The sequence below is a fragment of the Sphingomonas sp. SP2 genome (assembly GCF_058313385.1).
The window spans coordinates 1,981,002-1,999,520 of record NZ_JBZFLD010000001.1; the positions used below are offsets into that span (position 1 = coordinate 1,981,002).

The following is an 18,519-nucleotide window of genomic DNA, read 5'->3' on the forward strand; positions in this document are numbered from 1 at the left end:
CTTGCTTGTTCTTCTCCTGACACAAGGAGGAGTGACGAATGCCAATTCCCAATCGCGCGCTGGTGCTGGTGGTCGACGGCCGCAAGATGCTGTTCTTCCGCAACGAGGGCGACGCGAACCAGATCGACCTGCGCACTGAGGCGCATGAGGAGCGCGAGGACGCCCATCATGACGGCGACCTCAAGACCGACGCACCCGGCTCGTCCGCGAACAGCGTCGGCAGTGCCCGCTCGTCGATGGAAGAGACCGACTTCAAGCAGCAGGAAGAGGATAATTGGGTGAAGGACGTGGCCGAGAAGCTGCGCCTTCGCGCGCTTCGCGGCGACTTCGAGCACCTGTGCATCGTCGCCCCGCCCAAGGCGCTCGGCGTGCTTCGCAAGTCGCTCCACAAGGAAGTGGAGAAGCGGGTGGTCTGCACCATCAACAAGGAAATGAGCGGGCGTCCGATCCCCGACATCGAGAAACTGATCGTCGCCGAGACCAAGGCCGACGAGCCGGCGGACGTCTGATGTGAAGGCGTCGTCCCCGCCCTCGCGGGGACGACGTTTCTCTCACGGAAACAGATGCTCCACCTCGGCGTCGGGAAGGACGTCGCGGAGGAGAATGTTGCGGTGGCAGCCTTCGGGTTCGCGTTCGTAGCAGAGGAGCGCCGACGGCTGTGCCTCGGCCAGTTCCTTCAGTTCCTCGGCCTGGACCATCGCCTCGGGCAGAGCGAGCTGGCCGGCGTATATTTCCTCGAGTTCGGCAGTGCGGCCCTTGCGCGCGGCCTCGCGACCCGCGGCCGGCGTGCCAAGTGCCTTCAGATGGACATAGCCGATCCCCTCCTCCGCAAGCGCGTTCTTGAGGGGCGTCTTCGAAAAGCCGGGACGGCGCGACAGCGGCAGCGCGCGGATATCGAGCACCTGCCGGACCCCCGCGCGCTTCAATGCCGCGAGAAAGTCGGCCTGGGTGGTGGCTTCATAGCCGATGGTGAAGAGGCGCATCGCCCCAAGCTGTGGACGCGGGCGGCGAACCGCAAGGGTCAGGCGGCGACGCTGTGCTGCACCGGCGCGATCGCGACGCAGCGATTCCGCCCTTCCCGCTTGGCGACGTAGAGCGCCGAATCCGCCTCGGCGAGCGCGCGGTCGACCTTGTGCTCGCAATCGACATGGGCGAGCCCGATGCTGATGGTGACGGGCGGGAGGCCGTCCTCGACTAGTCGCTCGACCGCCTTGCGGATCCGCTCGGCGCAATGGAAGGCCTCGTTGCGCGTGGTGGCGTAGAAGAGAACCCCGAACTCCTCCCCGCCGAGCCGTCCGAACAGGTCGGAATTGCGCAGCTGGCCGCTGATCTCGCGGGCGACCGCCTTCAGCACCTCGTCCCCGACCGGATGGCCATGCTCGTCGTTGACCGCCTTGAAATGGTCGACGTCGATCACGGCGATGGTGGCCGAGCGGTTGAGCGGCTTCAATTGGTTGAGCGCTGTCACCGAAGCGTCGGTGAAGGCGCGGCGGGTCAGCGCGCCGGTCAGATAGTCGCGGTGGGCGAGCGTCTTCAGCTCCATCTGGTCGACCACGACCTTGGCGAAGCGCTGGAGCAGTTCGATGTCGCCCGGGGTGAAGTCATGACGTCGGCGGTGGATGGCGCAGAGCGCGCCGACGTTGAAGCCGTCGGGCGTGGTGAGCGGCGCCGCCGCATAGGCGCGGATATGGGGTTCGCCGGTGACCAAGGGATTGTCGGCGAAGCGCTCGTCCTGCTCGGCATCGGGGATGACCATCGGGAAGGTGTCGCGGATCGTATGGTCGCAGAAGGCAACGTCGCGGGGAGTGACGCTCACGTCGAGCCCCTGCATCGACTTGAAGCGCTGCTCGTCCTTGTCGATCAGCGAGACGGCGCAGATCGGGACCCCCAGCAGGTCACGGACCAGGCCCGTGATGGTGTCGAAGTTCGGCTCCGTCACGCTGTCGAGCGCGCAGTAGCGGTGGAGCGCCAGAAGCCGGCCGGCTTCGTCCTGCATCGTGGGTTCTGCCATACCCGCAGGAGTAAAGCGGACAGCCTCAGCAACTTGTTGCGCTTGGGTCCGGAACGGATGAAGTCAGAGCGGCGCGACCAGGGGGAAGGTCGGGATGGCGATGTCGAAGCCGCGACCGGCCTCGTCCACCATGGAGTAGCTTCCGGTCATGCTGCCATTGGCGGTCGGAAGCGGGCAGCCCGACACATAATCGAAGGCGGCGCCGGGGGCGATCAGCGGCATCTCGCCGACCACGCCCTCCCCGCGGACCTCGTGCACCGCGCCGCGCCCGTCGGTGATGGTCCAGGCCCGGGCGAGCAGCTGGACGCTCGCCGCGCCCTCATTCTCGATGCGGATATGGTAGGACCAGAACCAGCGGCCGCTGGCGGGCGCGGACTGTTCGGGAAGGAAGCTGACCGCGACCCGCACGACCAGATCGCCGGTCCGCGCCTCGTGGGGAAAAAGCATCGACATGGCGCGGGCGGTCATGGCGTCACGCTACCAGCCCCAGTGCCCGGCGCAAGCGAGCGTTGAGCCGTTCGCGCGCGTCCCAGGCGGGTTCGCCCGGGCGCTGGAGAAGGTCGCGGCGGATGCGCGCCCCGGTCCGGCCGAGCCCCGCCGGCCAGTCTGCGACCGCGCGCTCGACCTCCGCCGGCGCCAGGCCGAAGCCAAGCTCGGCAAGGAGGAGGAGCTCAAAGGCGAGGAGCGCCGGCCCCCACCCGCTTGCCGACGGCGCGGCGACGATCGCGTCGAGGAGGCCGCCGAGCCCTTCGTAGAGTGTCGGATAAGGCTGGCGCTCGGGCAGCACCTCGGCGGTGAGCGTAGTCGCCCAGACGATCCCCGCCGCCGGCAGCGGTTCGGTCATCAGGGGCGAGCGGCTGCGGGTCAGCTCGACCTCGGCCTGCGGCAGCTGCGCGTCGGTCCGGGCCGAAAGCCGCGCCTCGACCTCGTTGCCGGCCATGAGCACCGGCCGCATCCGCCGCCCGCGCGCGCCCCGGACATAAGCGGCGACGAGGCCATGGTCGGGGGTAAGGAAGCGGGCGATCGCCCCCGCCTCCCCGTGGATCCGGACCGCGAGGACGATCGCCGGAGTGGTGAACCTCACCTTTTATCCATTGGGATGGAAATAGTCGTAGAGCTGCCGCGCCGTGGCCTTGCTGATGCCGGGCGCGCGCTCGAGATCCTCGAGCGCCGCGCCCTTGACCGCGCGCGCGGTACCGAAGTGCATCAGAAGCGCGCGCTTGCGGGTCGGGCCGATCCCCGGGACCTCGTCGAGCGAACTCGTGGTCAGCGACTTGGCCCGCTTGGCCCGGTGGGTGCCGATGGCGAAGCGGTGGGCTTCGTCGCGCAGGCGCTGGAGGTAGAAGAGCAAGGGCGCGTTGACCGGGAAGGTCAGCTCGCGGCCGTTCGGCAGGTGGAATACCTCGCGTCCCTCGCGGCCGTGGTGCGGACCCTTGGCGACACCGACCACCGGCACGTCGTGAACCCCGGCATCCTCCATGATCTCGAGCACGGCGTTCAATTGCCCGCGGCCGCCGTCGATCAGGATGAGGTCGGGCCATTCGCCGCCCTGGCGGTCGGGATCGTCCTTCTCGAGGCGCTGGAAGCGGCGCTCCAGCACCTCCTTCATCATCCCGAAGTCGTCGTCGGTCGCGGCCTTCTTGATGTTGAACTTGCGGTAGCTGTTCTTGCGGAAGCCCTCGGGGCCGGCGACGATCATCGCCCCGGTCGCGGCGGTGCCCATGATGTGGCTGTTGTCGTAGACCTCGATCCGCTTGGGCGGCTCGGACAGTTCGAAGGCGTCGGCGAGGTCGCGCAGCAGTTTCGTCTGCGTGGTGCTCTCGGCATGGCGGCGGTCCAGCGCCTCGACCGCGTTGCGGCTGGCCTGGTCGATGAGCTTCTTGCGGTCGCCGCGCTGGGGCCGCTCGATCAGCACCTTGCGGCCCGCCTTCTCGCACAAAGCCTCGGCGACGAGCTCGGCCTCGGCGACCTCACGATCGACGAGGATGCGCCTCGGCGGCGGCATGTCCTCGTAGAACTGGACGAGGAAGGTCGAGAGCACTTCTTCCTCGGGGACGTCGGCGGTGTGGCTGGGGAAGAAGGCCCGATGCCCCCAATTCTGCCCGCCACGGATGAAGAAGGCCTGGATGCACATCGATCCGCCCTTGGCCGCCAGCGCGAAGATGTCGGCATCGCCCAGCCCCTCGGCGTGGACGGTCTGCGTGCCTTGGATGTAGGTCAGCGCGCGCAGTCGATCGCGGAAGATGGCGGCGAGCTCGAAGTCCATCTTCTCCGCGGCCTCGGCCATCTGCTTGCTCAGCCGCGCCTGGACCCCGGTCGACTTGCCGGCGAGGAAATTCTTCGCATCGTCGACCAGCTCGGCATAGGCGTCCGGCTCGATCCGGCCGACGCAGGGCCCCGAGCAGCGGCGGATCTGGTAGAGCAGGCACGGCCGCGAGCGATTGGAAAAGAAGCTGTCGCTGCACGAACGGAGCAGGAAGAGCTTCTGCAGCGCGTTCAACGTCCTGGTGACCGAGCCCGCGCTGGCGAAGGGGCCGAAATATTGTCCCTTGGCCCGCCGTGCGCCGCGATGCTTCTGGACGCGGGGAAAGGCATGGTCTTCGCGCAGCAGGATGAAGGGGAAGCTTTTGTCGTCGCGCAGCAGCACGTTGTAGGGCGGGCGGAAGCGCTTGATGAGCTGCGCCTCGAGAAGCAGCGCCTCGGCCTCGGTATGGGTCGTGACGATGGTCATCGAGCGGGTCTGCGCGACCATCCGCTGAAGCCGCTTCGAGAGGCGCGAGACCTGCGTGTAGTTGGTGACCCGGTTCTTCAGCGCGCGGGCCTTGCCGACGTAGAGCACCTCCCCGCGCGAATCCTGCATCCGGTAGACGCCGGGGCGGACGGGCAGGGTCTTCACGACATTGCGGATGGCGGCGACCCCCGCCTCGATGTCGGGCGCCTCGCCGCCGCCCTGGACGGTGGCCGTCGCGGCATGCTCGTTGAAGCGATCTTTCGCGCTGGGATGGTCCGGTCGGTCGGCCGGGGTTCGGTTCATGAGGGCGATGTAGGGACTGAAGGCCGTTCACGGAAGCAGGGAGAATGGCGGGCGCCGGCGTGTTATGACAGGAGGATGACCAAGCCGAGCCACCAGTCATGAGCGTCGCCTTCCGCCGCGAGAGCGACGACGAGCATCTCGAGCCGACGTTCGAGCTGCCGATCCCGCCCGGCCCCAATCTGGTGACCGAGCGCGGACTTGCGCAGATCGAGGAAAAGGCCGCTGCGATTGAAGCGGAACTGGCCGGCGAGCAAACGGAGGAAGCGCGCAAGAAGCTTCTGCGCGATGCGCGCTACTGGCGGCAGCGCGCGGCAAGCGCCCAGCTCGCGCCCACCCCGAACGGCGAGGAAGTCGCGGTCGGGACAATCGTCACCTATCGCCGCGACGGTGCGGAAAAGACGATCACGGTCGTCGGTCATGACGAAAGCGATCCTGCGGCCGGCTTGGTCGGCTTCACCGCGCCACTGGTCCGGGCAATGCTCGGCGCCGGCGAGGGCGAGGAGGTCGAAGGCCCCGGCGGGACCGTGACGATCCTCCGCATCGCGGTCGCCTGAGCAACTCAACCCGCTCTGAAGCCCGCGTTAACCATCACTTTAGCAGTTTTCCGCTAATCGCGACGGGTGTTGACGCGAACGCCTCGAATCCCGGTCGCCCAAGAACGGCTGGGAGTTGCCCCCAGCCTCGGCTGGCTGGCGCTCATCATGAGCCTGACGGTCGGGACGTCGGTCGCCGCCATCGTCATGGGCGAGCGCGTCGGGATCCCGGTGCTTCCCGTCTACTGGGAATATGTCGCGGCGGTGTTCCGTCTCGCGCCGCTGATCATGATCTGCCTCGCGATCGGAATCGTCTCGACGCTGGCGCTCCGCCGCGAGCAGCGCCCGGTGATGGCGATCGTGACCATGGCCCGGACGCGCTTCCACAGCCGCGAGGAGTTTGCCGGGACGGTCGGGCCGATCCTGCTGATGCCGCTCCTGCTCGGGGCATTCGGAACCCTGAAGCAGTTGCTTCCGCTCTATCGCCCCTTCCAGTGGGACGACACGTTCGCCGGCTTTGCCCGCCACATCTTCTTCGGTCGCCGCGGCTGGGAGGTCACCCACGCGCTCTTCCCCTCGCCCGAGGCGACGCTGGTGATCGACCGCCTCTACACGGCCTGGGTACCGATCCTGTTTGCGGCCGTGCTGCTCTACGCTTTGTTCGCGCCGGCCGCGCTTCGGGCGCGCTTCTTCCTTACCCTGACGCTCGGCTTCATCCTGCTGGGCGTGGTCAGCGCCTTCATCTTCTCCTCGGCCGGGCCCTGCTACGCCCGGCTGATCGGGACCGCCTCGGCGCCGGCCTATGACGGGCTGATGGCCCGGCTCCAAGCAATCGATGCGGCCGGCTATCACCTTCAGGCGCTCGACTGGCAGCGGCAATTGTGGGACGCCCACGAGAACCGCAACTACGGTTTCGCCATGGGCATTTCGGCCATGCCCTCGATGCACAATGCGGTGAGCTTTCTCTACGTGCTGAGCGCCTGGCATGCCCGCCCCTGGGTGCGCCTGTCAGCGATCGCCTTCGCGGTGGCGATCCTGATCGGCTCGGTACACCTCGGCTGGCATTATCTCGCCGACGGGCTGGTCGCCTGGGGGATGATGACCCTGATCTGGACCGGTGCCGGCGTGATGCTGCGCACGCAGATGCCCTGGCCCGCCCCGCGGATATAGGCGCCCGTCCTCAAGACCGCCTGAGCCGTCTCAGGCGGCGGCGCGGGCCTGCTCGCGGTCGCCGAGGATCCATTCGACCGCCTTGGCGGCGTGAATCTCGGTGGTGTCATAGACCGGCAGGACGTTCGCGCGGGTATCGACCGCGAGCACCAGTTCGGTGCAGGCGAGGACCACCGCCTGGACGCGCTTCTTGCCGAGCTCGGTGATCAGGGTCTTCAGCTTGCGCTGGCTATCGCGGACCACGCGACCGGCGGCGAGCTCCTCGTAGATGATCCGGTCGACCTCGCTGATCCACGCCTCTTCGATCGGCGCCAGCGTGATCCCGCGCTTCTCGAAGGTCGAGCGGACATGGCCCTCGGTCATGGTGGTGCGGGTGCCAAGCACGGCGACGCAGCTGCGGCCGTCGGCGGCGATCCGCTCGGCCGCGGCATCGCCGATGTGAAGCACGGGGACGTCGACCGCCGCGGCGACCGCGTCATAATGTTTGTGCATCGTGTTGGAGGTAAGGATCAGCCCTTCGGCCCCGGCCGCGACCAGCCGGCGGACGCTCGCGAGAATGATCTCCTCGCCCCCGGCCCAGTCGCCGCGGCGGTGGAAAGCGGCATAATCGTCCTCGCAGTCGAGACTCTCGATCAGCAGGCGCGCGCTGTGAAGGCCGCCGAGGCGCCGCGCGACGCCCTTATTGATGTGCTCGTAATAGAGCGCGGTCGAATTCCAGCTCGCCCCACCGACGATCCCGAGCTTGCGCACCTGTTCAGTCCCCTCACCCCGCCGCCCTTCCACAGCGACGCCAAATAGTTAACGGGACTGTTGTCGCTCAAGCCGGGTTTTCGGACAAGCGCATGAACGTCAAATGTTGGCACGATTAACGCGGCAAAGCCGAGGTGTGGCGGCGCGGCGACAAAGCGTTGCGGAGGCGTATCTACCCCAGCGCCTTGACGATCTCCTCGACCATCTTCTTGGCGTCGGCGAGCAGCATCATCGTGTTGTCGCGGTAGAAGAGTTCGTTGTCGACGCCGGCATAGCCCGCCCCGCCCATCGAGCGCTTGATGAAAAGGACGGTGCGCGCCTTTTCGACGTCGAGCACGGGCATGCCGTAGATGGGCGAGCTCTTGTCGGTCTTGGCGGCGGGGTTGGTGACGTCGTTGGCGCCGATAACGAAGGCAACATCGGTCTGGGCGAACTCCGAGTTGATGTCCTCGAGCTCGAACACCTCGTCGTAGGGCACGTTGGCTTCGGCCAGCAGCACGTTCATGTGCCCTGGCATGCGGCCGGCGACGGGGTGGATGGCATATTTGACCTTCACCCCTTCCTTCTTGAGCTGATCGGCCATCTCGCGCAGGGCATGCTGCGCCTGGGCCACCGCCATGCCGTAGCCCGGCACGATGATGACCTGGTCGGCCTGCTTCATGAGGAAGGCCGCGTCCTCGGCCGAGCCGCGCTTGTAGGGGCGGTCGATGATTTCGCCCCCGCCGGTCGCGGCGGTCGCGCCGAAACCGCCGGCGATGACGGAAAGGAACGAGCGGTTCATCGCCCGGCACATGATGTAGCTGAGGATCGCGCCCGAGCTTCCGACCAGCGCGCCGGTGATGATCATCGCGCTGTTGTGGAGCGTGAAGCCCATCGCCGCCGCGGCCCAGCCGGAATAGCTGTTCAGCATCGAGACAACGACCGGCATGTCGGCGCCGCCGATCGGGATGATCAGCAGGAAGCCAATGGCGAAGCTAAGCGCCATCACGGTCCAGAAGATCCAGGGGCTCTGGTCCTGGGTGAAGTAAGCGATGAGGACGAGGATCGCGGCGAGCGTGCCGAGATTGATGAGGTGGCGGCCGGGAAGCAGGATCGGCGACCCGCTCATGCTGCCGTTCAGCTTGAGGAAGGCGATCACCGAGCCGGAGAAGGTGATCGCGCCGATGGCGACGCCGAGACCCATCTCGAGCCGGCTCACCGGCATGATGTGGACGACCGGCGCCGAGGCAATGGGCGAGATGATCGCGGCGATGCCAAACGCCTGCGGGTTGAGGAAGGCGGCGGCACCGACCAGCACCGCGGCGAGGCCGACGAGGCTGTGGAAGGCCGCGACCAGCTGCGGCATCTCCGTCATCTTGATCCGCCGGGCGGTGACGATGCCGATGACCGCGCCAATGCCGATGGCGGCGAGGATTTCGATCAGCGCGAGGGTATCGAGGCCACCGACGACTGCCGCCGGATTGCCTTCACCGCTTGACGGCAGATGCGTGATCAGCGTCGTCACCACCGCGATCGCCATGCCGATCATGCCGAGGCGGTTGCCGCGCTGGCTGGTCGACGGGCTCGACAGGCCGCGCAGCGCGAGGATGAAGCAGACGCCCGAGACGAGATAGGCGAGGAGGACCCACGACGGGGTGGCGTGCGCGGCCTCCATCACTTGTCCTTCTTCTTGTACATGGCGAGCATCCGGCTGGTCACCGCGAAGCCGCCGAAGATGTTGATGCTGGCGAGCACCACGGCGAGGAGGCCGAGCCACTTGGAGGAGGCGCTGCCGGCGGCGGCCGACGCAATCAGCGCGCCAACAATGATGACGCTCGAAATGGCGTTGGTCACCGCCATCAGCGGCGTGTGCAATGCCGGGGTCACCGACCAGACCACGTAATAGCCGACGAAACAGGCCAATACGAAGATCGACAGGATGGAAATGAAGTCCATGGCCCTCCCCTTGCTTGCCCCTTGCATGGCACGGCGCAGGGCCGAGGCCTAGCGGCAAAAGGAAAGCGTCCGCAACGGACCTTACTTCCGTTCACGATGCTTCGGTTTCCGATTTCCTAACCTTTGTCGGGCAAGCCACATTGCATGAGCTCGGACCGGCAGATGATCGATGCCACGCCGCAGCGGCCCTGGCGCCTGCTGCTGTGGGCGGCGCTCGCCTCCCTGCTGTGCGGGCTGATCAGCTTCGGCGAGATCGCCGAGGACGCGCTCCGAGTCGCGCGCAACAACCTCCATCCGGGCACGGCCAGCGGCGATATCGTCTTCGTCGGGGTCGACGACCGCAGCCTCAGCGAAGTCGGCAAGTGGCCGTGGAGCCGCGAAGTCCAGGCGAAGCTCGTCGACCAGGCGAGCGCGGCAGGCGCGAAGAAGATCTTCCTCGACATCATCTACGACAGCCCCGGCAGCGCGCGCGAGGATGCCGTGTTCGAAGATTCGCTGCGGCGTTCGGGTCGGGTGGTGCTGGCGGATCGCTATGGGTCCGGGCCAAACTTCCAGAAGAGTGAGATGACCCGCCCGCTGAAGCGCTTTTCGCGCTGGACGGACAGCGCCATCATCAGTGCGAACTACAATTATCAATATGCCATCCTGAAGCTGCCATTCTCCGCACGTACCGACAGCGCCCGACTCCCGGGTTTTTCGGTTGGAATGTCCGGTCGTCATTTCGACCGAGGCGACACTTATCGGATCGACTACAGCATCAGCCCGTTCAGTGTGCCTTATGTGAAGGCCGCAGACGTAATCTCAGGCAAGGCGGCTAATCAAATCCGCGGCAAGACGATCATCGTCGGACTCAATTCCGAGCAACTGGGTGATCAATTCTGGGTGCCTGGCCACGGCAAGCTGGCCGGCGCCTACGTCCAGGTTCTCGGCGCCGAGACCCTCAAGCGCGGAGTACCGCTTGATCTGGGGTGGATTTTGCCGTTGCTCCTGACGCTCGGCGCCATCGCCTTTGCCGCGCACCAGTCAAGCGGCACACGGCAGGCCATCATATTGAGCGGAGCAGTTCTCGCTCTTCTCGTCGGCCCGATCCCGCTCGAGCAGTCGCTATTCTTCGTCGATATCACCCCGGCCCTGTTGGCGGTCATAATCGTCGGTGTGCGGCTGGTGCAGCTCAACTGGCGCAACCGCGGACTCGTCAATGCCGAGACCGGCCTGCCCAACCTGACCGCGCTGCGCTCGATGAAGTGCAAGGGCGACCGTGCGCTGATCGTCGCCCGCATCCACAACCAGTCCGAACTGCGCGCCGCGCTGAGCGAGGCCGAGCAGCAGGAAGCCGATGCGCAGATCGTCGCGCGCCTCAACGCGTCCGGCGACACCAAGCTCTACCAGGGTGAGGATGGGACCTTCGTCTGGCTGATGGAATCGACCGGGACCATCAGCAACCATCTCGAGGCGCTGCATTCGATTTTCCGGACGCCCATTTCGGTCCGCGGGCGGCAGATCGACGTGGCCTTGAGCTTCGGGGTTGAGCTCGACAGCGGACGCCGCATCTCCAACCGCCTCGCCTCCGCCATCCTCGCCGCCGACGAGGCGTGGAGCGAGGGCCTTCGCTGGAAGCTCCACGATCCGGCGCGCCAGGAAGAGATGAACTGGCGCGTGTCGCTGCTCGGCGAACTCGACAGCGCGATCGACAATGGTGAGGTCTGGCTCGCCTACCAGCCGCAATACGAGATCCGCACCGGGCGGGTGATCGGCGCAGAGGCACTGGCGCGCTGGACCCACCCCCAGAAGGGCCCGATCAGCCCCACCGAATTCATCAAGGCCGCTGAACAGAATGGCCGGATCGGCAAGCTGACCGACTTCGTCCTCGACCGGGCGATCAGCTCAGCCGCGGCGATCAATCGGCGCGGCGTCTCCTTCCAGGTAGCCGTAAACCTCTCGGCCCGGCTGCTGAGCGAGCGCGACCTGCAGGTACGGATCGAGCGGATGCTCTCGAGCCACGGCCTTGCCCCGACGCTGCTGACGCTCGAGCTCACCGAAACGGCCTCGCTCCAGGATGCCGACAGCGGATTGGCGACGCTCGACGCGCTTCGCCGGCTCGGCGTGCGCATCGCCATCGACGATTATGGCACGGGCCTGTCGACCCTCGACTATCTCAAGAAGATCCCGGCCAACGAGATCAAGATCGACCAGAGCTTCGTCAAATCGATGCGGGTCAATCGGTCGGACCTGATCATGGTTCAGTCGACCATCGCCCTCGCCCACTCGCTCGACCGGACCGTGGTCGCCGAGGGCGTTGAGGACAAGCAGTGCCTCGACGAGCTGACCCGGATGGGCTGCGACGTCGCCCAGGGCTTTGCCATCGGCCGTCCCATGGGCGTCCGTGAGCTTCTCCAGCGGCTCCAGATTCGCCCCGCCCGCAAGGTCGCCTAACCCCCGATTTCTCCCATTCTTGCCTATTCTGGTCGCAGCACACCTGCGCCACGCCTAGGATTATGCCTAAGAAACATCCTTAAACGTTTGCTAACCGTATCGATTAGGGTTAATACTCCCTCCAGAAGCGGCGATTCGCTGCGAACAGAGGGAGTGTGTCATGGGCTTTTGGACCTGGCTTCTCGGCGGCGGCACTGCCAACACTGGTGGTCGCGGCTAAGAACGGAATCGGCTCCGGCCGACCAAACTTAGTTTTACAAGACGCGCGTTGGGCACCGCCCGGCGCGCGTTTTTGTTTGTGGTGAATGTCCGGGGCGAATTGCCGAGGTCGGAACGGTGAACCGCCCCGACACCCCTTTCCCGTTGGTATTAGCGGACACAGAAAAGCCGGTCAGTTTCCTGACCGGCTTTCCGTTATGCTGAGCATGTGATCGCGGCCTAGCCCTTGCGAAGGGCGCCGGCTTTGTGGGCTGCCTGCTTGCCGTCCTCGGTCTTGACCAGATATTCGGGATTGTCCTTCGACGCGGCCACGTGATGGCCCTTGATGTCGGTCGGCGAGGTCAGTTTCTTGACCACCTTGCCGTGGGCGCTGCCGCCGTGGCTCGACCAGCTCACCTTGTCGCCTGCCTTGAAGCTCTTCTCGGCCATGTCGTCACTCCTTGCTTGTCTTGGGGTGAGAAACCCGCCGCCGCCGCGCTTGGCTCCCCGCCCCTCCTACGGCACAAGGGCCTATGGCGGGCGAACTTGGCGGGCAGGGACTTCATGACGCGCTGGTGATCCTCGGCGCGGCCGGGGTGGTGATCCCGGCCTTCGCGCGCTTCCGGGTATCGCCGGTTATCGGCTTCATCCTGGTCGGGGCGGCGATCGGGCCCGCCGGGCTCGGCCGGTTTGCGACCGACTATCCCTTCCTCCAGCCGCTCACCATCAACGACCGGGCGCGGATCGAACCCTTTGCCGAAATCGGCATCCTGATGCTGCTGTTCGGGATCGGCCTCGAGCTCAGCTTCCGCCGCCTGTGGACGCTGCGCGGCAAGGTCTTCGGGCTGGGCGGGGCGCAGATGCTGGTGACCGGGCTGCTGCTCGGCACCGGGCTTGCCCTGCTCGGCGGCCTGCCGCCGCTGGCCGCCGCCATCCTCGGGCTCGCGCTCGCGATGAGTTCGACCGCGATCGTCATGCCGCTCGCCGGGACCGCGACCGCCACAGGCCAGACCGCGCTCGCCATCCTGCTGCTTCAGGACCTGAGCCTCGTGCCATTGCTCCTGCTGCTCGACGCCAAGAGCAGTCCCGAGGCGCTGGCGCTGGTGCTGGCCGGCGGGGTGCTGGTAATCGCGCTGCTGATGCTGGTCGGCCGGATCGTCCTTCCGCGCCTGTTCGCGCAGGCCGCGCGGACCAAGAGCCCCGAGCTGTTCCTTGCCATCTCGCTTCTCGTGCTGATGCTCGCCAGCCTCGCCACTGGGGCCGTCGGGCTGGGTGCGGTCGCGGGCGCGCTCATTGCCGGGCTGCTGATCGCCGAGACCGACTATCATGCCGAGGTCGAGGTCATCACCGCCCCCTTGCGCGGCCTCGCGCTCGGCATCTTCCTCATCACCGTCGGAATGCGGCTCGACCTCGGGCAGCTTGCCGCGGCCTGGCCGGCCCTGCTCGCCGCGACCGTCGCGGTGCTGGCGCTGAAGGCGCTCGTGCTCTTCGCCATCCTTCGCTGGCGTCGCAACCGGGCCGGAACCGCAGTCGAGATCGGCCTCCTCATGGCAAGCCCGTCCGAATTGACCCTCATCGTCCTTGCAAGCGCGCTCGCGGCCGGGGTGCTGGGGGCCGAAACGGCGGCTTTCTGGACCCTCGTCACCGCCATCGGCCTCACGCTGACGCCCTTGCTCGCCGCCGCCGGCAAGCGGATGGCGCGGCGGTTCGATCCGGCCGCGCTCAGCAGCGGCGCGTCGGACGTCGCGGGCAAGACGATCATCTTCGGCTTCGGGCGGGTCGGGCGGATCGTCGCCGACATGCTGGCCGAGCATGGCCGCCCCTATCTTGCGGTCGACGGAGACATCGACTGCGTCGCCGCGGCCCGGGCCTCTGGCTATGAGGTATTGTTCGGTGACGTGGCGCGAGGCGATGCGGTCGAGCGCTTTGGCCTGGGCAAGGCGGCCGCGCTGGTACTGACGATGGACGACCCGGTTCTCACGGTGCGCCTGTCGCGCGACATCCGCGCTGCCTGCCCCGAGCTCAGCATCGTCGCCCGCGCCCGCGACGGCGCCCATGCGGCGCAGCTCTACAAGGCCGGCGCGACCGATGCGGTGCCCGAGACGATGGAAGGATCGCTCCAGATGAGCGAGGCGGTGCTGGTCGACATCGGCGTCGCCATGGGCCCGGTCATCGCCTCGATCCACGAAAAGCGCAGCCAGCTTCGCGCCGCGATCCGGGAGGCGGGCGAACTGGTTCAGGAGCCGTCGCTAGGGCGGCGGCGCTAGGGCGATCTAGCGGCGGCTGATTTCCACCATCAGGCCCGCATCGCCCTCGATCCGGGCCGACTGGCCGGCAGCGAGCGCAACGGTCTGCTCGACGCTGGCGCTGCGCTGCCCGCGATCGCAGCCGGTCCCAAGCGGCCGGCGCCAGACGACATTCACCCGGAAGCGATTTTCGTCCCCATAACTGGGAGAGACATTGACCATCAGGCTGCGGTCGAGCTGGCCATCAAACATTGGACAGACCGCGTCCGCGCTTTCGCGGCTGCTCTGATTGAACGAGGCGCCCGAGGAGCCGACGCGCATCTGGTCAGCGAACAATTGCTGGCCGCCGCCCGTCACCCGGACCGAAAAGGTGACTGGAACGCGCATCTCGCGCGGCGACGTCCGCACGATCGGCGGCGGCACCGGCACGGGGATTGCAAGCGGCGGCGGGGGCGCCGGAGGGGCGGGCTGCGCGATCGCCGCCCCGCTGGCGAGAAGCGCAACAAACTGGCCGAAGATCATCGCTTACTCCGTCAACAAGGAATCGATTAGACGCTGACCTTCGCCAAGACTTCCTTAATGGCGGCAAGCGCCTCATCGGCCTTCGCGCCATCGGGGCCACCGCCCTGCGCCATGTCGGGACGTCCGCCCCCGCCCTGCCCGCCGAGCGTCGTGACCGCGGCCTTGACGAGGTCGACAGCGCTTACCTGGCCGGCGAGGTCGGACGTGACGCCCGCGGCGACCGAGGCGCGACCGTCGTTGACCGCGATCAGCGCCGCGACGCCCGAGCCGAGCTGCTGCTTCATCGCGTCGAGCTCCGAGCGGAGGACCTTGGGATCGAGCCCCTCGACGACGCGGCCGAGGAACTTCACGCCCCCGACTTCCTCGGGACCGGCAGCAGCCTGACCGCCGCCGCCGCCGAGCGCCAGTTGGCGCTTGGCGTCGGCCAGTTCGCGCTCGAGCTTGCGGGTCTGCTCGACCAGAGCGGCGACACGGGCCGGCGCCTCGTCGGGCGCCGCCTTGAGGCTGGCGGCAATGGCGCGGAGGCGATGGTCGCGATCGAGCAGCCACTGGCGCGCGGCCTCGCCGGTCAGCGCCTCGATGCGGCGGACGCCCGAGGAGACGGCGCTTTCGCCGATGATCTTGAAGATGGCGATGTCACCGAGGGCGGTGACGTGGGTCCCGCCGCAAAGCTCGACGCTGTAGGTGCCCTCGTCGCCGGTGCCCATCGAGAGGACGCGGACCTCGTCGCCATATTTCTCGCCGAACAGAGCCATCGCGCCTTCGGCGATTGCCTCGTCGGGAGTCATCAGGCGGGTCGAGACCGGCTGGTTGGCGCGGATGTGGAAGTTCACCTCGGCTTCGACCGCGGCAATGTCCTCGGCGCTCAGCGCATTATTGTGCGCGAAGTCGAAGCGGAGCCGGTCGGGCGCCACCAGGCTGCCCTTCTGGGTCACATGCTTGCCGAGCCGGCGGCGAAGCGCGGCGTGGAGCAGGTGCGTGGCGCTGTGATTGGCACGGACCGCCCGGCGACGCTCCTCGTCGACCTGCTGGAGGACGGGTTCGCCGATCGCCAGGCTTCCGCCGGTAGCCGTGACCGAGAGGATGTGGAGCTTGCCGAGCTGCTTCAAGACGTCCGTAACGTCGCCCGCGAAACCCTTCAGCGTGCTCAACTTTCCGGCGTCACCGACCTGGCCGCCGCTTTCCGCGTAGAACGGGGTCTGGTTGAGCAGCAGCTGCCCCTCCTCGCCTGCGTTCAGCGCATCGACCCGCTGGCCGTCGCGGACGATGGCGAGGACCACGCCCTCCCCTTCATGGCCAGCGTAACCGGTGAATTCGGTCGCGCCATGCTCTTCGGCGAGGTCGAACCAGATTTCGTCGGACGCGGCCTGGCCCGAGCCCTTCCAGGCGGCGCGGGCGCGGCTCTTCTGTTCAGCCATGGCGGCGTCGAAGCCGGCCCGGTCGACCTCAAGCCCCTGCGCGCGAAGCGCATCCTCGGTGAGGTCGTAGGGGAAGCCGAAGGTGTCGTAGAGCTTGAAGGCGGTCTCGCCCGGAAGCGTGCCGCCCTCGCCCAGCCCGGCGGTCGCCTCGTCGAGCAGGCGAAGACCGTTCGAGAGGGTCTGGCGGAAGCGCGTCTCTTCCTGGCGCAATGTCGCCTCGATCAGCGGCTGGGCGCGGACGAGTTCGGGATAGGCGGCGCCCATCTCGGCCGACAGCGCAGGAACGAGCCGGTGCATCAGCGGCTCGGACGCGCCGAGCAGGTGGGCGTGCCGCATCGCGCGCCGCATGATCCGGCGAAGGACGTAGCCGCGGCCTTCGTTGGCCGGAAGCACGCCGTCGGCGATGAGGAAGGACGACGCGCGCAGATGGTCGGCGATGACCCGGTGCGAGGCCTGGCTCTGCCCTTCGGCGCGGGTTCGGGTCAGTTCTTCCGACGCGGCGATCAGCGCCTTGAAGGTGTCGGTGTCGTAATTGTCATGGACCCCCTGCATGACCGCGGCAATGCGCTCGAGGCCCATGCCGGTGTCGATCGACTTGCTCGGCAGCTCGGAGACGATCTGCCCCGCCGCCTGCTCATATTGCATGAAGACGAGGTTCCAGATCTCGACGAAGCGGTCGCCGTCCTCGTCGGGGCTGCCGGGAGGGCCGCCGGGGATATGATCGCCGTGGTCGAAGAAGATTTCCGAGCAGGGACCGCAGGGGCCGTCGTCGCCCATCGCCCAGAAATTGTCCTTGGTCGGAATCCGGATGATCCGGCTCTCGGGCAGGCCGGCGATCTTCTTCCACAGGTCGAAGGCTTCGTCGTCGGTGTGGTAGACGGTGACCGTCAGCCGGTCGGGATCGAGGCCCCATTCGCGCGTGCACAGCGTCCAGGCGTGGGTGATCGCCTGTTCCTTGAAATAGTCGCCGAACGAGAAGTTGCCGAGCATCTCGAAGAAGGTGTGGTGGCGCGCGGTGTAGCCGACATTGTCGAGGTCGTTGTGCTTGCCGCCGGCGCGAACGCACTTCTGCGAAGAGACCGCGGTCGAGTAGGGTCGCGTCTCCAGCCCGGTGAAGACGTTCTTGAACGGGACCATGCCGGCGTTGACGAACATCAACGTGGGGTCGTTCTGTGGGACCAGCGGCGCGCTGGGCTGGCGGCTGTGTCCGGCGCCTTCGAAATAGTCGAGGAAGCTACGGCGAATGTCGTTGGTCGAAGTCATGGGCGAGCCTCTACCACGGCCTTGCTGCGCTGCGAAAGATGACCTTTCGCAACCGCGCCGGAACGGTCAGGCGGGCTGGCTGTGAAGCTCGGCGAAGGAGCGGAACTGGGCCTTTAGATCGGGATCGTCGAGGCGGTCGGTCAGTTGCTCGACCACTGACAAAAGGGGCGTCGCATAGCCCTGCTCGAAGCCCATCGCCCAGTCGCCGAAGCTCGGGCGGTCGATCGCGCGGCGGCTGAGCTGGACGAGCGCGAAATGGCGCTGGTCGGCGCGGATCCGCTCATAAGCCCGCTCGAGCGGATCGCGCGGGCCCTCGAGGACCTGGAGGAAACGCCGCCCGCCAGTCACCAGCAGCCCGGTCAGCCCGTCACGCTCATTGTTGACCCGCGAGGCGCGCAGGATGTCGTCGATCGTCGCGGGATCCGGCATGACCCGCGACGTGCTGACATAGACAATCTGTTCCATGGCCATCCATTTCCCGAAAATACGCACACGGCCCCACCCACCTCCGGGTAGGCGGTCAGCGTTTAACGAGAAGTAAATGACTTGATTTGGATCAAATATGTCGGAGCATCAGGGTCACCGCGAGCCCGATCATGACGAGGATGGTGGACAAGGCCGTCACGAGGAAGCCGGCCCCGCGCTTCTGCGCATCGGCGGCATAAGTGACGATGTAGAGGATCCGTCCGACGCACCAGACGAGGCCGTAGAGTGCGCCCCAGCGGTCGCCCCAGAAGGCGGCGGCGAGCGCTAGCACCGGAATGAAGGGGATGAGCTGTTCGGCGGTATTCTGCTGCGCACGGAAGACGCGCTCGAACTCGGTTGGGCCGGTCACTGCGGGGGCTTGCACCTTGTACCTGCCCCGGGCGCGCCCGACGAGGATCGCCGACCAGATGTAGATCGCAAGCGCGAGCAGCAGGGTCGCGATCGAAAGCGGATATGAAGTCATGTGGAGCCCCCTCCGGTAGAACGGGCTCCAGCATGGCCAACACCCCGCTCCGGCTCA

Annotated in this window: 18 protein-coding genes; 5 read left to right on the top strand and 13 right to left on the bottom strand. The window is 67.0% G+C overall.

Annotation, left to right across the window (positions count from 1 at the left end; genetic code table 11):
• The first annotated feature begins 38 nt into the window (after window positions 1-38).
• A complete protein-coding gene (locus tag AC4GYU_RS10090) occupies window positions 39-509 on the top strand; it encodes a host attachment family protein (protein ID WP_491086751.1) in 471 nt (156 codons plus the stop codon).
• Between the two features lie 42 nt (window positions 510-551).
• Here the strand turns inward: AC4GYU_RS10090 and AC4GYU_RS10095 are convergent, their stop codons facing one another.
• From AC4GYU_RS10095 to uvrC, 5 genes are all read right to left on the bottom strand, one after another.
• A complete protein-coding gene (locus tag AC4GYU_RS10095) occupies window positions 552-983 on the bottom strand; it encodes a DUF488 domain-containing protein (protein WP_491086752.1) in 432 nt (143 codons plus the stop codon).
• Between the two features lie 38 nt (window positions 984-1,021).
• Window positions 1,022-1,996: a sensor domain-containing diguanylate cyclase gene (locus AC4GYU_RS10100; protein WP_491086753.1), complete on the bottom strand. Its 975-nt coding sequence runs from the start codon at window positions 1,994-1,996 to the stop codon at window positions 1,022-1,024.
• Window positions 1,997-2,074: 78 nt separating this feature from the next.
• Window positions 2,075-2,464, bottom strand: coding sequence for a Co2+/Mg2+ efflux protein ApaG (gene apaG, locus AC4GYU_RS10105; RefSeq protein WP_491086914.1), 390 nt, complete (start codon window positions 2,462-2,464; stop codon window positions 2,075-2,077).
• A 19-nt stretch (window positions 2,465-2,483) separates the two neighbouring features.
• On the bottom strand, window positions 2,484-3,095 hold the full coding sequence (gene recO / locus AC4GYU_RS10110; RefSeq protein ID WP_491086754.1) for a DNA repair protein RecO: 612 nt from the start codon (window positions 3,093-3,095) through the stop codon (window positions 2,484-2,486).
• Between the two features lie 3 nt (window positions 3,096-3,098).
• Window positions 3,099-5,045: an excinuclease ABC subunit UvrC gene (gene uvrC / locus AC4GYU_RS10115; RefSeq protein WP_491086755.1), complete on the bottom strand. Its 1,947-nt coding sequence runs from the start codon at window positions 5,043-5,045 to the stop codon at window positions 3,099-3,101.
• Window positions 5,046-5,143: 98 nt separating this feature from the next.
• On the opposite strand from uvrC, the gene AC4GYU_RS10120 reads away from it, so the two are divergent.
• On the top strand, window positions 5,144-5,599 hold the full coding sequence (locus tag AC4GYU_RS10120; protein WP_491086756.1) for a GreA/GreB family elongation factor: 456 nt from the start codon (window positions 5,144-5,146) through the stop codon (window positions 5,597-5,599).
• Between the two features lie 69 nt (window positions 5,600-5,668).
• Window positions 5,669-6,748 (top strand): phosphatase PAP2 family protein, encoded by a 1,080-nt coding sequence (locus tag AC4GYU_RS10125; RefSeq protein WP_491086757.1) that lies wholly within the window; start codon window positions 5,669-5,671, stop codon window positions 6,746-6,748.
• Between the two features lie 30 nt (window positions 6,749-6,778).
• Here the strand turns inward: AC4GYU_RS10125 and AC4GYU_RS10130 are convergent, their stop codons facing one another.
• From AC4GYU_RS10130 to AC4GYU_RS10140, 3 genes are all read right to left on the bottom strand, one after another.
• Complete coding sequence (locus AC4GYU_RS10130; RefSeq protein ID WP_491086758.1) at window positions 6,779-7,498, bottom strand: aspartate/glutamate racemase family protein; 720 nt, start codon at window positions 7,496-7,498, stop codon at window positions 6,779-6,781.
• Window positions 7,499-7,670: 172 nt separating this feature from the next.
• Window positions 7,671-9,152 (bottom strand): NAD(P)(+) transhydrogenase (Re/Si-specific) subunit beta, encoded by a 1,482-nt coding sequence (locus AC4GYU_RS10135; protein ID WP_491086759.1) that lies wholly within the window; start codon window positions 9,150-9,152, stop codon window positions 7,671-7,673.
• Window positions 9,152-9,433, bottom strand: coding sequence for a proton-translocating transhydrogenase family protein (locus tag AC4GYU_RS10140; protein ID WP_491086760.1), 282 nt, complete (start codon window positions 9,431-9,433; stop codon window positions 9,152-9,154). The genes AC4GYU_RS10135 and AC4GYU_RS10140 overlap by 1 nt, the downstream gene beginning before the upstream one ends.
• A 144-nt stretch (window positions 9,434-9,577) precedes the next feature.
• Between AC4GYU_RS10140 and AC4GYU_RS10145 the strand changes: the two genes are divergently transcribed.
• Window positions 9,578-11,866 (top strand): EAL domain-containing protein, encoded by a 2,289-nt coding sequence (locus tag AC4GYU_RS10145; protein WP_491086761.1) that lies wholly within the window; start codon window positions 9,578-9,580, stop codon window positions 11,864-11,866.
• 438 nt (window positions 11,867-12,304) lie between these two features.
• Here AC4GYU_RS10145 and AC4GYU_RS10150 read toward each other — a convergent pair whose 3' ends face one another.
• Window positions 12,305-12,514 (bottom strand): hypervirulence associated TUDOR domain-containing protein, encoded by a 210-nt coding sequence (locus AC4GYU_RS10150; RefSeq protein WP_491086762.1) that lies wholly within the window; start codon window positions 12,512-12,514, stop codon window positions 12,305-12,307.
• An 83-nt stretch (window positions 12,515-12,597) separates the two neighbouring features.
• Here AC4GYU_RS10150 and AC4GYU_RS10155 point away from each other — a divergent pair, with 83 nt between their 5' ends.
• A complete protein-coding gene (locus AC4GYU_RS10155) occupies window positions 12,598-14,331 on the top strand; it encodes a cation:proton antiporter domain-containing protein (RefSeq protein WP_491086763.1) in 1,734 nt (577 codons plus the stop codon).
• Between the two features lie 6 nt (window positions 14,332-14,337).
• Here the strand turns inward: AC4GYU_RS10155 and AC4GYU_RS10160 are convergent, their stop codons facing one another.
• The 4 genes from AC4GYU_RS10160 to AC4GYU_RS10175 all read right to left on the bottom strand — a co-directional run bounded on the left by AC4GYU_RS10160 (window position 14,338) and on the right by AC4GYU_RS10175 (window position 18,462).
• The gene (locus AC4GYU_RS10160) at window positions 14,338-14,832 is read right to left on the bottom strand and encodes a hypothetical protein (protein ID WP_491086764.1); all 495 of its coding nucleotides are present in this window, start codon (window positions 14,830-14,832) and stop codon (window positions 14,338-14,340) included.
• Between the two features lie 26 nt (window positions 14,833-14,858).
• Complete coding sequence (gene alaS / locus AC4GYU_RS10165) at window positions 14,859-17,513, bottom strand: alanine--tRNA ligase (RefSeq protein WP_491086765.1); 2,655 nt, start codon at window positions 17,511-17,513, stop codon at window positions 14,859-14,861.
• A gap of 66 nt (window positions 17,514-17,579) precedes the next feature.
• Window positions 17,580-17,978 carry a BLUF domain-containing protein gene (locus AC4GYU_RS10170; protein WP_491086766.1) on the bottom strand — a complete coding sequence of 133 codons (399 nt, stop codon included), beginning with the start codon at window positions 17,976-17,978 and terminating at the stop codon, window positions 17,580-17,582.
• Window positions 17,979-18,069: 91 nt separating this feature from the next.
• Window positions 18,070-18,462: an MAPEG family protein gene (locus AC4GYU_RS10175; protein WP_491086767.1), complete on the bottom strand. Its 393-nt coding sequence runs from the start codon at window positions 18,460-18,462 to the stop codon at window positions 18,070-18,072.
• Window positions 18,463-18,519 lie beyond the last annotated feature (57 nt).